Source organism: Cellulomonas hominis (assembly GCF_901521055.1).
In the GTDB taxonomy this organism is placed as follows: Bacteria; Actinomycetota; Actinomycetes; order Actinomycetales; family Cellulomonadaceae; genus Cellulomonas; species Cellulomonas endometrii.
Genome location: NZ_CABEGA010000029.1, coordinates 188,609 through 202,901, shown reverse-complemented (window position 1 = coordinate 202,901; position 14,293 = coordinate 188,609). Strand labels below are relative to the sequence as shown.

Below are 14,293 nucleotides of genomic sequence, written 5' to 3'. Positions count from 1 at the left end.
CCGCGGCGCCGGGTGTTTAAAGGAGCGGGGCCGGCGCGGGCCCGCCCCCTCCCGGGGGCCCCCCCCCCGGGCGGCCCCCCCCCCCGCGCCGCCCCCGCCCCCGCCCCCCCGGCCCGCCCCCCCCCGCGCCGGCCCCGCCCGGGGGGCGGCCCCCCCCCCCCCCCCCGCCGCGGCGGCCCCCGCCGCCGTCACGCCCGCAGCGGCGGCACCGGCCGCAGTCGCACCGGTGCTCCCCGTCGCGGGCGTGCTGTCGTCGGCGGGGCGCCCACCGGGCGCCGTGCTGCTGCCGTGCTGGTCGTCGCTCATCGGGCTGCTTCCCGTCGGAGGTGCGGTGGTCGTGCCGGTGGCTGCCGTGGCGGCGGCCGGGGCGCCGGCCTGTGCCGGCATGGCGGGCCAGCGACCCGCGTCGGCGGTGCGGAAGATCTCGTCGGCGCGGACGGCGCGCCAGGGTTCGAGCTCGCGCACGAGCTCCCCGGGGCTGTGCGGGCCGTCGTCGTGCGGCCCCAGGGTCACGGCGCAGAGGGTGTCGAGGTCGGCGGGCACCCCGGCGACCAGGTCGGCCGGGGGCAGGGGCGCGCCGTCGTGCTCGGGTGCCGCGGGCAGGCCCGGGTCGACCTGGGGGTCCTCGGCCGGCTGCCGCGCGGCGGGACCGCTGGAGGCGGACCACTCGTCGAACGTGGGCACCACCGGCGGCTCGGCGCCGGCGGAGACGCCGGGCCACCGGCCGGTCAGCGCGGCGTAGAGCACCCGGACGAGGCCGACGGTGTCGGTGCGGCTCATCGCGTGGGCGCCACCGCCGGACGCGCCGAGCAGCTCGCCGTCGACGGCGAGGCCCTCGAGCACGACGCGGCTGCCGGGGGTCAGGACCACCGCCTCGGGGCGCAGGGCGAGGTGGTGGACTCCGCGGCGCCGCGCGACCTCGAGCGCGGCGGCGGCCTCGCCGACCACGGCACGCGCCTGGTCGGCGGTCAGGGGCGCCCGGGCGGCGAGCGCGGACAGGCTGCGGCCCTCGACCGCCTCCGTCACGACGTACCCGGTGCCGTCGGCCGAGCCGACGTCGAGGATGCGGGCCAGCCGCGGGTCGACGACGAGGGCGGCGCGGCGTGCGGCGTCCAGGACCGCGGCGGTGCGGGGACCGGAGACGAGCGTGACGGTGACGGTGCGGGCGAGGATCTGGTCGGTCGCGGACCAGCGCTCCGAGCCGGGGAGGTCGCCGGAGCGCGGCTCGTCGAGCCGGTAGCGGCCGGCGACGGTGCTGCCGTGCCGGCCGGTGGGGGTCCCTGCTCGTCCGGCTCCGGGGGTGTCACGGCGTCCGGGGTCACCGGTGCGGGCCTGCGCCACGTGGTCCTCCGTCCGGTCGTCGGGGGCGGTCGGGGACCGCCCTGGGTGTGCGCGGAGCCGGGCCCTCGCCGGCCGCGGGCTCCCCGTCATGCTAGACGGGACCGGCCTCCCGGCGTCCGCCACACGGCGCGAGCTGGGGACCGGGAACGGCGCGGCGACCGCCCCGCGCGCTCCGCACCCGTCGGGTCACCGCCCGCGGCCGAACCGGCGCAGCAGCGGGGCGGCGACGGTCTGGAGCTCGCGCACCCGCAGCGCGGCGAGGACACCGACGTACACGGCGGACATCAGCGCCGCTCCGGCGATGCACGCCACCACCGCGTCGCCCCAGTCCTGCACGGGACCCAGCACGACGAGCAGGACGATCCCGGCTCCTGCGGCCAGGACGCCGCCGAGCAGCGCCTTGAGGTGCAGCACGAGCACGCGCCGCCCGTCGACGCCGTGCAGGCGCCGCCGCACCGACACGAGCGCGACCAGGGCGCCGGCGCCGTAGGACAGCGCCATGGACGCGCACGCCGCCGCGACCCAGTACCGGTCGTCGAGCGTCGCGCGACCCAGCTCGGTGCCCCCGACGACGACCGCCGCCATGAGCAGCTGGATCGGCACCATCGACCGCGCGTCCTCGTACGCGTAGTACACGCGCTGGAACAGGGACCACGCCCCGAACGCGACGAGGCCGAGCACCAGCGCGAAGACCGACATCGCGAGCGCGTGGACCTCGGCGTCGGTGTTGCTCGGGAAGAGCGCGCGCCCGAGCGGGAACGCCAGCACCGCGATGCCCGCGGTCGCCAGCACGGTGAACACGCCGACCGTCCGCAGGCCGAGCGACAGGTCCTGCCGCACCCCCGCGACGTCGCCGGCGGCGGCCCGGCCGGACAGCCGCGTGAACAGCGCGGTCGCCAGGGACACCGTGACCAGCGAGTGGGGCAGCATGAAGATGAGGAACGCGCGGTCGTACACGCCGTTGCCTGCCGCGTCGGCCGTCTCGACGGAGCTCGCGACGACGCTGATCCGCCAGACGCCGACCTGCCCGATCAGCAGGCCGAGGAACGTCCACGTCGCGACGCGCCCCGCGCTGCCCAGCCCGGAGCCGCGCAGCCCCCAGCGCGGCCGGTACCGGAACCCGCTGCGGTACAGCGGGATGAACAGGACGAGGGCCTGCACGACGATCCCCAGCGTGGCCGCGGCGCCGAGCATGGCGGTCTGCGAGCCGGTCCACTCGGTGACCGACATCTCCTCGTCGAACCCGCCGAGCACGCCGACCAGCACCAGCAGCCCGCCGATGAAGACGAGGTTGTTCACCACCGGCGCCCACATGTACGGGCCGAAAGAGCCGCGGGCGTTCAGGATCTGGCCGAGCAGCGAGTACAGCCCGTAGAAGAAGATCTGCGGGATGCACCAGAACGCCAGGGCCGTGGCGACCGCCGTCACCCGCGGGTCGGGGAACTGCGAGTAGAACCGCACGAGCAGCGGCGCGGCCGCCGTGAGGACGACGGTCAGCCCGGCGAGGAGCACGATGCCCACGGTCAGGAGCCGGTCGACGTACTGCTGGCCGTCGGCCCGGCGGTACGCCCGCACCACCTGCGGCACCAGCACCGCGTTGAGGACGCCGCCCGCGATGAGCAGGTACAGCGTGTTGGGGAGCTTGTTCGCGACAGAGAAGGCGTTCGCGATGCTGCCGGTCAGGCCGATCGCCCACGCCAGCAGGGACGTGTTGACCACGCCGAGCACGCGGGAGGCCGCCGTCCCGGACGCCATGATCAGCGACGACCGGCCGAGGCCCGAGGAGCGGGGTGCGGCGGACGCGGTGGCGGCGGGGTCCGTGCCGCCGCCGGCGGTGGCTCCGGCCGCGGTGCCGTCGGGGTCGGCGCCGCCGGCGGCCGTGGCGGGGGTGGTCATGGCTGGTCCTGTCGTGCGGGAGGCGGGCCACCGGCGTCCGGGGCGCCGGCCGGCGGCTGCTCGGCGTCGGGGGCGACACGCGCGCCGCGCCGGGCGGTCTGGCCCCGGCGCACCGTGCGCCAGATGCCGAACGCCAGGGCGAGCGCGAGCAGCACGCCCACGACGATCGACCCGACGCTCTCGATGGTGGGGGCGACGCGGGCGGAGAAGGTGACGGGCGTCGCGAGCTCGCGGCCGCTCTCCGAGACGAGGCTGACGTCGACCTCCACGTCGCAGTTGGCGGTGGCGCGCAGGGTCAGCGACACGGCCTTCTCGCTCTTCGGGGGCACGTCGGTCAGCTCGGAGCGGGTCGTGTCGAGGCAGCCCTTGTGCGGCCGCAGCTCGACGCGGACGCGCGCGCTCTGGTCCAGCTCGTTCTGCACGGCGACGCTGATCTGCGCGGAGCTGGAGATCACCGTGAACTGCTCGTTCAGCAGGACGGACAGTCCGGTCTGGTGGGCCTTGCCCTCGGCGATCGCCTCGTTCACGGCGACCGTGCGTCCGTCGGGGTCCAGCCGCCAGGCGACGGCCAGGGGCGCGACCAGGTCGGCGTCGAGGCCGTCGAGGAGCGCCGCGGGGTCGTCGACGACGCTCGCGAACTCGCCGGCGGCGCGCCACTGCGCGGCCAGGGCGTTCGTCCACGCGGGGGTCAGCTCGGTCCCGGACCGCTCCGAGGCCGGCAGGTCCGCACGGTCCGCGCCGTCCCCGTCCGCCTCACCGGCTGCGTGCGCCGCCAGGACGTCCGCGACGGTCTCGGTGTCGACCCAGGGCGCGTCGCGCAGGGCCGCGAGCTGCGCCTCGGTGACCGCGGTGGACGGCTCCCAGTCGCGGGGGGTGGTCGCCAGGAGGTAGGTGGTGTCGGCGTCGTCGGACCGCGCGACGACGGCCGTCTCGGCGAGCATCCGCTGCGCCGCGGTCGCGGGGGTGAGCCCGGGCTGGGCCGTGGCCGGCTCGGCGAGCAGCTCGGTGAGCGTCTCGTCCGGCACCAGGGCGGTCAGCGCACCCGCGGCGGTGCGCACGGTCGCCGGTGCGCTCGGCGTGCTGGACCCGGTCGCGGGCAGCGCGTCGGGGCCGACCACCAGCGGTGCGCCGTCCCCGGAGCCGGCGGCACGCGCCGCCGTGACCTCGTCGGGCACGTCGTCGGCCGCCCACAGCACGGGCCGTGCGTCCCGCCACAGGGTGCTCGACTCCTGGTCGCCGGTGACGCCGGCCGCCAGGCGCAGCAGGTCGGTCGAGGAGTCCTGCCCGGCGTGCGCGATCGCCGCCAGGTCCGGGTCGGCCCAGGGCAGCCGCAGCACCTCGCGGTCGGCCGCGGCCCCGGTCAGCCCGGTGAGCCAGGCCTGCGCGGACCGGGAGCCGGCCGCGGCCCGGTCGACCAGGGCCGGGTCGACCGCCCAGGACACGAAGGGGAAGTCCGCCGTCGCCTGCAGGACCCGGCCCAGCCGGCCGCCGGACGCCGTGAGCGCCTCGAGCGCGTCGTCCTCCTCGGCCGCGTCGTCCGCCGGGGGAGCGGTGGCGGTCGGCGTCGGCGACGGCTCCGCACCCTCCGCGCCTTCCGCGCCCGTGGCCTCATCACCGGAGTCGTCACCGGCCTCGTCCTCGGCGTCGTCCTCGCCCGTCGGCCGGGCGGCCGGGCCCACGACCGAGGACAGCACGCTCACGTGGGCGGTCGGCACCTCGTCGGCGGACGCCCACAGCAGGAAGGTCCGGTCGACGCCAACCCTCCTGGAGCCGTCGCCGACGTCGAACGTGATGCCGCGCGGACCCCACGCGTCGTCGGTCCGCAGCAGGCGGATGTCGGCGGCGGGCACGACGACCTGCACGGAGACGCTCGCCCCCGGTGCGAGCGGGGCGTCGAGCGGGGTGGTCGCGGCGACGTCACCGATCGGGCTGGTCACCCCGGCGTCGGCCCAGGCGGCCAGCTCGTCCCGGTCGGAGATCCGGTACCGGTAGATCCGCACCGACGCGCGGGGGGCCTCGACGGCCTCGTCGCCGTCGTTCCGGAGCGTCGCGGTGACCGTGAGGTCCTCACCGGGCTGGAGCACCTGCGGCGTGACGGCCGTGACGGAGACGCTCACGGGCAGGGTGTCGGTCGACGGCGAGGCGGGCCGCGCGGCCCCGGCCTGCGCGCTGCCGGTCTGCCCGGTCTGCGCGGTCTGCACGGTCTGCCCGGTCGGCACGGTGGGCGACGACGGCGTCGACCCGGTCGCGACCGCCGGCGCCCCGGAGAGCGCGAGCACGCCCGCGGCCAGCAGCGCCGCCGCGAACGCCCGGCCCCGTGCCGCCGCCCCCTGCAGCCTCATGCCCCGCCGACGAGGACCACGTGCGCGGTCTCGGCCAGTCGTCGCTCGTTGGGGTACGCCAGGCGAGCGGGCAGCTCGAGCACCGGCACCCACGCCACGTCCTCTGCCTCGCCGTCCGGGTCCCCCTCCACGGTGAGCTCGCCGCCCACCGCACCCAGCAGGTAGTGGTGGACCATCTTGTGCACCCGCCGGTCGTCACCGGTGAACCAGTAGTCGATGACGCCGAGGCCGCGCACGATCCGCCCGACGATCCCGGTCTCCTCGGCGATCTCGCGGACCGCTGCCTGCTCCGGCGTCTCGTCGCCCTCGAGGTGCCCCTTGGGGAGGCACCACTCGAGCCGGCCGGCGCGGTTGCGGCGCGCGATCACCGCGGCGACGTGCACGCCGGCCTCCTGGCGCACCACGAGCCCGCCGGCGGAGGTCTCCTCGACGACGGGCAGGTGGGCGTGCCGCGTCCGGGTCGACCGCGGGTCGATCCGCAGCGCGTGGCCGCCCGGCGGCGCGGGGACGCCCTCCGGTGGCAGGGCACGCGCGGGCTCGGGCATGCAGGCCACTGTAACGACTCCACCCCTGGCCCCGGCCCCGTCCGCGTGGAGGACCTGTGGACGCACGCGTCCGGTGGGGCGGGGATCTGGCAGGCTTGGTCGTCGTGCCGTCCCCCGACCTGACCCCCCGCCCCGCCGCCGGCGACCCGGCCGCCGTGGACGCCGCGGCGCTCGACGCCCTGCGCAAGCGGGCGCTCGGCGTGATCACCGGGCTCGCGCCGGCCGCGCTCGAGCTCGGCGACCTGTTCCAGCGGGCGGGGCACGAGCTGGCGCTGGTCGGCGGCCCCGTCCGCGACGCGTTCCTGGGCCGGCCGAGCGTCGACCTGGACTTCACGACGTCGGCGACGCCGGACGAGACGGAGCGGATCCTCGCCGCGTGGGGCGACGCGCACTGGGACATCGGCCGGGCGTTCGGCACGATCGGCGCCCGCCGGCACGCGCGCCGGGGGACGCAGGACGTCGTCGTCGAGGTGACGACCTACCGGACCGACGCGTACGACGCGACGTCCCGCAAGCCGGAGGTGGCGTTCGGCGACAGCCTCGAGGGCGACCTGTCCCGACGCGACTTCACCGTGAACTCCATGGCGATCCGGCTGCCGGAGCTGACGTTCGTCGACCCGTTCGACGGCCTGACGGACCTCGCCCGCGGCGTCCTGCGCACCCCGGTCGACCCGCGGCAGTCCTTCGACGACGACCCCCTGCGGATGCTGCGCGCCGCGCGGTTCGCCGCCCAGCTCGGCTTCCGGGTGGACGAGGCGGCGCTCGCGGCCGCCACGGACATGGCGGAGCGGCTGTCGATCGTGTCCGCGGAGCGGGTGCGGGACGAGCTGGTCAAGCTGCTGATGTCGCCCCAGCCCCGCCCCGGCCTGCGCGTGCTGGTCGACACCGGGCTGGCCGAGCACGTGCTGCCCGAGCTGCCGGCGCTGCGGCTCGAGATCGACGAGCACCACCGGCACAAGGACGTCTACGAGCACTCGCTGACCGTGCTCGACAAGGCGATCGCCCTGGAGACGGGGCCGGACGGGCCGGTGCCCGGGCCGGACCTGGTGCTCCGCCTCGCCGCGCTGCTGCACGACATCGGCAAGCCGCCGACCCGGCGGTTCGAGGCCGGCGGCGGCGTCTCGTTCCACCACCACGAGGTGGTCGGCGCCAAGATGGTCGCCCGGCGGCTGAAGGCCCTGCACTTCGACAAGGCCACGGTGCAGGCGGTCGCCCGGCTGACGGAGCTGCACCTGCGGTTCCACGGGTACGGCGAGGGCGCGTGGACGGACTCGGCCGTGCGCCGCTACGTCACCGACGCCGGGCCGTTGCTGGAGCGGCTGCACCGGCTCACCCGCTCGGACTGCACCACGCGGAACCAGCGCAAGGCCCGGCGGCTGTCCGAGGCCTACGACGACCTGGAGCAGCGGATCGCGGACCTGCGCGAGCAGGAGGAGCTGAACGCGATCCGCCCGGACCTGGACGGCACGCAGATCATGGAGATCCTCGGCATCGGGCCGGGGCGCGAGGTCGGCGCGGCGTACAAGCACCTGCTCGAGCTCCGGATGGAGCACGGGCCGATGGAGCCGGAGGCGGCCCGCGCGGCGCTGCTGGCGTGGTGGGCGGAGCGGCAGCCGCAGGGCTGAGCGCCGGCCGCGGGGCAGGGCCGCCTCAGGCCGCGACGGGGACCGCCGTCGGTTCCGTCGACCGCGTCCGGTACACCAGCGCGGCCGCCAGGTACGCCGCCGCGATCAGCGCGAACACCCCGCGCGACCACCCGGTGTCGGGCAGGGCGACGGCGGCCAGCGCGGCCGCCCCGACGAACGCCGCGTTGTAGAGCACGTCGTAGAGGGCGAACGCGCGCCCCCTGTACTCGTCGGCGGTGTCCCGCTGGACGATCGTGTCGACCGCGATCTTCGCGCCCTGCGCCGCGAGGCCCAGGACGAGCGACCCCACCAGGACGGCGGGGCGGGCGACCGTGACAGCGAGCAGCGCCTGGGTCGCGGCGGCCAGCGCCAGGCAGACGGCGATCCAGGAGTGCGGGCCGATCAGCGGGGACACGACCGGCGTGACGACGATCGCGAGCGCGAACCCGACCCCGGTGACGCCCCCGACCAGCGCGAACGTGAGGAGCCCGGCGCGGGCGTCGGCCGGGTCGGCCAGAAGGTTCCGGGAGATGAGGATGCTCGCGATGAACACCGCGCCGTAGAGGAACCGGTGCACCGCCATGACCGCCAGCGCCCGGGCGGGGGTCCCGCGCCGCACGAGGTACCGCGCGCCGTCGACCAGGCCGTGCGCCAGCGTGCTGAGGGCCCGGCGCACCTCCCCGGCGTCCGCGCGGGCGTCCGGGCCGAGCCGGTCGCGGGCGATGCGCGACGCGAGGAACGCGGCCACCGACATGAGCACGGCCGCGACGACCAGCGCGGCGACGTCCTTGGTCCGCCCCTCGGGCAGCACCAGGCCGAGCAGCACACCGACGCCCGCGCCGATCCCGGCGGAGACGGTGCCCAGCGTGGGGGTGATGGAGTTCGCGGTCAGCAGCAGCGGCCCCGCGACGACCCGCGGCTGCGACGCGGAGAGCGCCGAGAGCAGGAACCGGTTGACCGACAGCGTCACCAGCGCGAGCACGTACACCGCCGGACCGACACCGGCCGTCGCCATGATCAGCGCGACGACCAGCGTGAGCCCCGTGCGGACCAGGTTGCCGACCAGCAGCACCTGCCGACGCCGCCACCGGTCCAGCAGGACGCCCGCCCACGGGCCGACCACCGTGAAGGGCAGCAGCAGCACCGCGAAGGCCGCCGCGACGCCGGTCGCCGTCGTGGCGTTCTCGGGGGAGAAGAAGAACAGGGTGGCGAGCCCGGCCTGGAACAGGCCGTCCGAGCACTGGCTGACCAGGCGGACCGACAGGAGCCGCCGGAAGTCGACGAGGGGCCAGAGCTGCTTCAGATCCGCGACCACCTGCACCCGGCCAGGCTATCGGGGCCGCACCTAGACTCGGTGCGCCCGTCCGACCGAGGAGCTGCATGACCGCCGACAGCCAGGACGCCGCCCCGCTGCCCGAGGGCTGGCACCTGATCCCACCCGAGACGCTCGGCACGCCGGGCATCGCGTTCGCCGCCGCGCACGAGCGCCCCGACGCCGGCTTCACCGCGAACGTGACGGTCGGGGTCCAGCGCAGCGACGACCCGGCGCTCGCCGTCCTGCTCGGCGCGGAGGCCCTCCGGGCGATCGAGGCGGCGGAGCAGGACGTGACGCTGGCCCGCCGCGAGCAGCGGGGCGACCTGGCGGTCGCGCAGGAGGTGCACTTCACCACCACCGTCGACGGCGCCGCGGTGCCGATGACGCAGGTGCAGGAGTTCGTCGCCGTCCCCGGCGCGGACGGCGGGCCGGCGACGGTCTGGACCCTGTCGGCCACGGCGACCCGGGCGCAGGCCGAGGCGCTCGGGGACGGGCTCGCCGAGCTCCTCGGCGCCCTCCGCGCGGAGATCGGCGCGTCCTGACCGCCGAGCCGGTCGAGCGAGCCGGCCGGTCGCCGGCGCCCCGCGGTCACCGCACGCCGGAGCCCCGGTGACGCGGACGTCACCGGGGCTCCCGGGGTGGTGCTGGGTCAGCGCTCGACGTCAGCGCTCGATGTCACCGCGGATGAACGCCTCCACGAGCTCCCGGCCGTGCATGTCCTCGTTCTGGACCGGCGGGGACTTCATGAAGTAGGTCGAGGCCGACAGGATCGGGCCGCCGATGCCGCGGTCCTTCGCGATCTTCGCGGCGCGGACGGCGTCGATGATGATGCCGGCCGAGTTCGGGGAGTCCCAGACCTCGAGCTTGTACTCCAGGTTCAGGGGCACCTCGCCGAACGCGCGGCCCTCGAGGCGGACGTACGCCCACTTGCGGTCGTCCAGCCAGGCGACGTAGTCCGACGGGCCGATGTGGACGTTGCGGTCGTCCTTCTTGCCGGCCAGCGGGCCGTCGTGCAGGTTCGAGGTGACGGCCTGCGTCTTCGAGACCTTCTTGGACTCCAGGCGCTCGCGCTCGAGCATGTTCTTGAAGTCCATGTTGCCGCCGACGTTCAGCTGGTACGTGCGGTCCAGGATGACGCCGCGGTCCTCGAACAGGCGGGCGAGCACGCGGTGCGTGATGGTCGCGCCGACCTGGGACTTGATGTCGTCGCCGACGATCGGGACACCGGCGGCCTCGAACTTCGCGGCCCACTCGGGGTCGGACGCGATGAAGACCGGGAGGGCGTTGACGAACGCGACGCCCGCGTCGATGGCGGCCTGCGCGTAGAACTTGTCGGCCTCCTCGGAGCCCACCGGCAGGTAGGAGACGAGCACGTCGACCTTGGCGTCCTTGAGCACCTGGACGACGTCCACGGGCTCGGCGTCGGACTCCTCGATGGTCATCGCGTAGTACTTGCCGATGCCGTCCATCGTCGGGCCGCGCTGCACGGTCACGCCCAGCGGCGGGACGTCGGCGATCTTGATGGTGTTGTTCTCGGACGCGCCGATCGCCTCGGACAGGTCGAAGCCGACCTTCTTCGCGTCGACGTCGAACGCGGCCACGAACTCCAGGTCGCGGACGTGGTAGTCCCCGAACTGGACGTGCATCAGGCCGGGCACCTTGGCGCTCGGGTCGGCGTCGGCGTAGAACTGCACGCCCTGGATCAGCGACGCGGCGCAGTTGCCCACGCCGGCGATAGCAACGCGGATGGCAGTCATCCTCGCTCCTTCTGAGGGTGTTGTGCCGCGACGATGGGGTCATCCTCGACAGCTGCTGTGCGGGCGTCGGCCGGCTGGCCGTCGCCGCGGGGACGGGCGCTGCTGGTGCTGCGCTCGTGGTCGATGAGGTCGTCGAGCCAGCGCACCTCGCGCTCGACCTGCTCGAGCCCGTGACGCTGGAGCTCGAGGGTGTACTCGTCCATGCGGACGCGGGTCCGGGACACGGAGTCGCGGATCTGCTCCAGCCGCTCGGTGAGCCGGGTGCGCCGGCCCTCCAGGATGCGCAGCCGGGTGTCGGCGTCCGTCTGCCCGAAGAAGGCGAACCGGAAGCCGAAGTTCTCGTCCTCCCACGCGGCGGGCCCGGAGGAGGCCAGCACGTGCTGGAACTGCTCCTTGCCCTCCGACGTGAGCTGGTAGACGATGCGGGCGCGCTTGCCCGCCAGCCCGTGCGCCGGCGCCTCCTGCGGGTCGGAGCCGACGATCCAGCCGCGGGCGACGAGCGCCTTGAGGCAGGGGTACAGCGAGCCGTAGGACAGCGCGCGGAACGATCCCAGGAGCAGGTTGAGCCGCTTGCGCAGCTCGTACCCGTGCATCGGGGAGTCGTGCAGCAGGCCGAGGATGGCCGACTCGAGCACGTCGGAGCGTGCGCGCATCGTCGCCTCCCTCGGGTCGTCCGTACCTCGATGTATCGAACTGATACATCGAGGAGAGTAGGGCGAAGCAGGCGATCCGGGCAACACGCCGCCGCCCGCGGCGCGTCGCCGACCCCGTCCGGGCGGTTCTGCGCCGGTTCACGGCCCGTCCGCGTGCTTCCGGTGCGGCGTCCTGCGAGGATCCGAGGCGGCTCAGGTAGCCCCCGCGCGCGCCTCGTGGCGATCACGTGAAAGTCCGCGTGACCGGCCGTCCGGCCGCGGGGCGGCTCCCTCCCCTCGCGCATACTGATCGGGGCCCGGCCGGCTCCTGCCGCTCGACGCCCGCCCAGCAGTCCACAGGAAGGCAGTGCGTTGGCAGGCACGACCCGACGGTCCACCGGACCCGCCCCGCGGGGGACCCGGACCGGCTCGTCCGGCGCGACCGGCACCACCGGCGGTCGCCGCCGGATCATCGACTACCCCCGCCGGGGCTACCGCGGTGTGCACCGCTGGCTGCCCTCGTGGCGGTTCGTCGTCGGCGCCGTCACCGGCTTCGTCTTCCTCTGCCTGGGCCTCGGTGTCGCCGCCTACGCGATGACCGACGTGCCCGCGCCCGACGAGTTCGTCGAGGCGCAGACGTCGACCGTCTACTTCTCGGACGGCACGGAGCTGGGGACCTTCCCGGGCCCGAACCGGACGATCGTCGACTACGAGGCGCTGCCGGCGTTCGTCGGGCAGGCCGTGGTGTCCGCCGAGGACCGGACGTTCTTCGAGAACCAGGGCGTCTCCATCACCGGCATGGGCCGCGCGCTGATCAACAACCTCCGGGGCGGGGACACGCAGGGCGGGTCGACGCTGACGCAGCAGTACGTCGAGCGGTACTACGTCGGCGAGACGACCACCAGCTACGTCGGCAAGGCCAAGGAGACCCTGCTCGCGATCAAGATCGCGCAGACCGAGACCAAGGAGCAGATCCTCGGCCGGTACCTCAACACGATCTACTTCGGCCGCGACTCGTACGGCATCGAGGCCGCCGCGCAGTCCTACTTCGGCAAGCCCTCCGCCGAGCTCACCGTCTCCGAGGCGGCGCTCCTGGCCGGCATCATCCCGTCCCCGAACAACTGGGACCCGGCCGTCAGCCCGGAGAAGGCGACGCAGCGCTGGGAGTACGTCCTGGACGGCATGGTCCGCGACGGCTACCTCACGCAGGCCGACCGGGACGCGCAGGTGTTCCCGCCGACCATCACGTACGAGCGCAACGAGACCTACGGCGGCACGAACGGCTACCTGCTCCAGTACGTGAAGCAGGAGCTCACCGCGACGGGGTCCATCACCGACGAGACGATCAGCAGCGGTGGCCTGAAGATCACGACGACGATCGAGCCCGGGACGCAGCAGGCGGCCGTGGACGCCGTCGGCCAGCTCCGCGGCGGCGCGCTGTCGGACGGCGCCACGCCGTCGGCCGCGCTGAAGGTCGGCGTGGTCTCGGTCGACCCCGCGAACGGCGGCATCGTGTCGATGTACGGCGGCGAGGACTTCCTCGCCGACCAGATCGACCGGGCGAGCCGCGACCGGGTCCAGGGCGGTTCGACGTTCAAGCCCTTCACGCTGATCGCGTCGCTGGAGAACGGCATGGCGCTGACCGACCGGTTCAACGGGGCGTCGCCGCAGACGTTCGGCGACTGGAAGGTCAACAACTTCGGCTTCGAGGACTTCGGCAACATCGACCTGGTCAAGGCCACGGAGCAGTCGGTCAACACCGTCTACGCGCAGATGAACCTCGAGGTCGGCCCGGAGAAGACCGTCGAGGTCGCGCAGCGCGCCGGCGTCTCCAGCCCGCTGACCGCCGTCCCGTCCAACGTGCTCGGCAGCGACGTGGTGAGCCCGCTCGAGATGGCCTCCGCGTACGCGACGATCGCCGCCCAGGGCGTCTACCACAAGCCGTTCATGGTGGCCCAGGCCGTGTACCCCGACGGGGACGTGGCGTACACGGGTGCGACGCAGCCCACCCAGGCGTTCGACGCCGGCGTGATGGCGGACACCACCTACGCCATGACGCAGGTCGTCGAGAAGGGCTCCGGCAAGCGGTACGTGAACCCGCTCGACCGGGACATCGCCGGCAAGACCGGCACGTCGCAGGAGAACAAGTCGGCGTGGTTCGTCGGCTTCACCCCGCAGATCGCCACCGCCGTCGCCCTCAGCCAGGTCGGTGAGAACGGCAAGGACCAGGTCACGATCACGCCGTGGGGCGGGGTCGACGAGGTCACCGGATCGACGTGGCCTGCTGCGCTCTGGGCCGAGTACATGAGGCCGGTGCTGCAGTCCCCGAAGTACGCGACGCCCGTGCCGTTCCCGGAGCGCGCGAACGTCAACGCGACCAAGGCGCCGACGCAGGCCCCGACGACGTCCGCGCCCACGCCGACCCAGGAGCCCGAGCCCGAGCAGCCGACGACCGTGGCGGTGCCCAACGTCGGCGCGGGGTCGCTGCGGGGCGACGCCGAGGCGGCGATCAACAACGCCGGCCTCGTGCCGAGCGTGGTCGAGGTGGAGGACGGCAGCGTCAGTCCTGGGACCGTGCTGAGCGTCGAGCCGGGTGCCGGGACGCAGGTCGCCCCCGGGTCGACGGTCACGATCCGGGTCGCGAAGGCGCCCGCGCAGCCCGCCCCGAACCCGACGCCCACCCAGCCCGCCGCCGACCAGGGTCAGGGCGGCGGGAACGCCGGCGGCAACGCCGCGCCCTGAGCCGGCCCGCCGCCCGTCGCCGGGCGGCGGCAGGACCCGCTAGACTGGACCGCTGCTGTGCCCTCCGGACGTCGCCGATCGACACCCCGGGCCGGGGC

The 14,293-nt window shown here is 75.0% G+C and carries 10 protein-coding genes; 3 read left to right on the top strand and 7 right to left on the bottom strand.

What is annotated here, in order from left to right:
• From KJP73_RS08980 to KJP73_RS08965, 4 genes are all read right to left on the bottom strand, one after another.
• The coding region (locus tag KJP73_RS08980; protein WP_213282445.1) for a protein kinase family protein at positions 1–1,341 on the bottom strand (1,341 nt) is incomplete at its 3' end.
• Positions 1,342–1,527: 186 nt separating this feature from the next.
• Positions 1,528–3,237, bottom strand: coding sequence for a murein biosynthesis integral membrane protein MurJ (gene murJ, locus KJP73_RS08975; RefSeq protein ID WP_213282444.1), 1,710 nt, complete (start codon positions 3,235–3,237; stop codon positions 1,528–1,530).
• Complete coding sequence (locus KJP73_RS08970; protein ID WP_213282443.1) at positions 3,234–5,579, bottom strand: DUF6049 family protein; 2,346 nt, start codon at positions 5,577–5,579, stop codon at positions 3,234–3,236. The genes murJ and KJP73_RS08970 overlap by 4 nt, the downstream gene beginning before the upstream one ends.
• The gene (locus KJP73_RS08965) at positions 5,576–6,124 is read right to left on the bottom strand and encodes an NUDIX hydrolase (protein ID WP_213282442.1); all 549 of its coding nucleotides are present in this window, start codon (positions 6,122–6,124) and stop codon (positions 5,576–5,578) included. Before KJP73_RS08965 ends, KJP73_RS08970 begins: the two co-directional genes overlap by 4 nt.
• A gap of 155 nt (positions 6,125–6,279) precedes the next feature.
• On the opposite strand from KJP73_RS08965, the gene KJP73_RS08960 reads away from it, so the two are divergent.
• Entirely contained in the window at positions 6,280–7,749 is a 1,470-nt protein-coding gene (locus KJP73_RS08960) for a CCA tRNA nucleotidyltransferase (RefSeq protein ID WP_433995163.1), read from the top strand.
• A gap of 25 nt (positions 7,750–7,774) precedes the next feature.
• Here KJP73_RS08960 and KJP73_RS08955 read toward each other — a convergent pair whose 3' ends face one another.
• On the bottom strand, positions 7,775–9,070 hold the full coding sequence (locus KJP73_RS08955) for an MFS transporter (protein WP_213282440.1): 1,296 nt from the start codon (positions 9,068–9,070) through the stop codon (positions 7,775–7,777).
• Positions 9,071–9,129: 59 nt separating this feature from the next.
• Here KJP73_RS08955 and KJP73_RS08950 point away from each other — a divergent pair, with 59 nt between their 5' ends.
• Positions 9,130–9,606: a hypothetical protein gene (locus KJP73_RS08950; RefSeq protein ID WP_213282439.1), complete on the top strand. Its 477-nt coding sequence runs from the start codon at positions 9,130–9,132 to the stop codon at positions 9,604–9,606.
• 120 nt (positions 9,607–9,726) lie between these two features.
• Here KJP73_RS08950 and KJP73_RS08945 read toward each other — a convergent pair whose 3' ends face one another.
• Positions 9,727–10,821, bottom strand: coding sequence for an inositol-3-phosphate synthase (locus KJP73_RS08945; protein WP_213282438.1), 1,095 nt, complete (start codon positions 10,819–10,821; stop codon positions 9,727–9,729).
• The gene (locus tag KJP73_RS08940; protein WP_213282437.1) at positions 10,818–11,474 is read right to left on the bottom strand and encodes a PadR family transcriptional regulator; all 657 of its coding nucleotides are present in this window, start codon (positions 11,472–11,474) and stop codon (positions 10,818–10,820) included. The genes KJP73_RS08945 and KJP73_RS08940 overlap by 4 nt, the downstream gene beginning before the upstream one ends.
• A gap of 351 nt (positions 11,475–11,825) precedes the next feature.
• On the opposite strand from KJP73_RS08940, the gene KJP73_RS08935 reads away from it, so the two are divergent.
• The gene (locus KJP73_RS08935; RefSeq protein WP_213282436.1) at positions 11,826–14,195 is read left to right on the top strand and encodes a penicillin-binding protein; all 2,370 of its coding nucleotides are present in this window, start codon (positions 11,826–11,828) and stop codon (positions 14,193–14,195) included.
• Positions 14,196–14,293 lie beyond the last annotated feature (98 nt).

Coding starts and splice junctions, on each gene's coding strand:
- murJ (WP_213282444.1), bottom strand. CDS start 3,237: ATGACCACCCCCGCCACGGCCGCCGGCGGCGCCGACCCCGACGGCACC.
- KJP73_RS08970 (WP_213282443.1), bottom strand. CDS start 5,579: ATGAGGCTGCAGGGGGCGGCGGCACGGGGCCGGGCGTTCGCGGCGGCG.
- KJP73_RS08965 (WP_213282442.1), bottom strand. CDS start 6,124: ATGCCCGAGCCCGCGCGTGCCCTGCCACCGGAGGGCGTCCCCGCGCCG.
- KJP73_RS08950 (WP_213282439.1), top strand. CDS start 9,130: ATGACCGCCGACAGCCAGGACGCCGCCCCGCTGCCCGAGGGCTGGCAC.
- KJP73_RS08945 (WP_213282438.1), bottom strand. CDS start 10,821: ATGACTGCCATCCGCGTTGCTATCGCCGGCGTGGGCAACTGCGCCGCG.
- KJP73_RS08940 (WP_213282437.1), bottom strand. CDS start 11,474: ATGCGCGCACGCTCCGACGTGCTCGAGTCGGCCATCCTCGGCCTGCTG.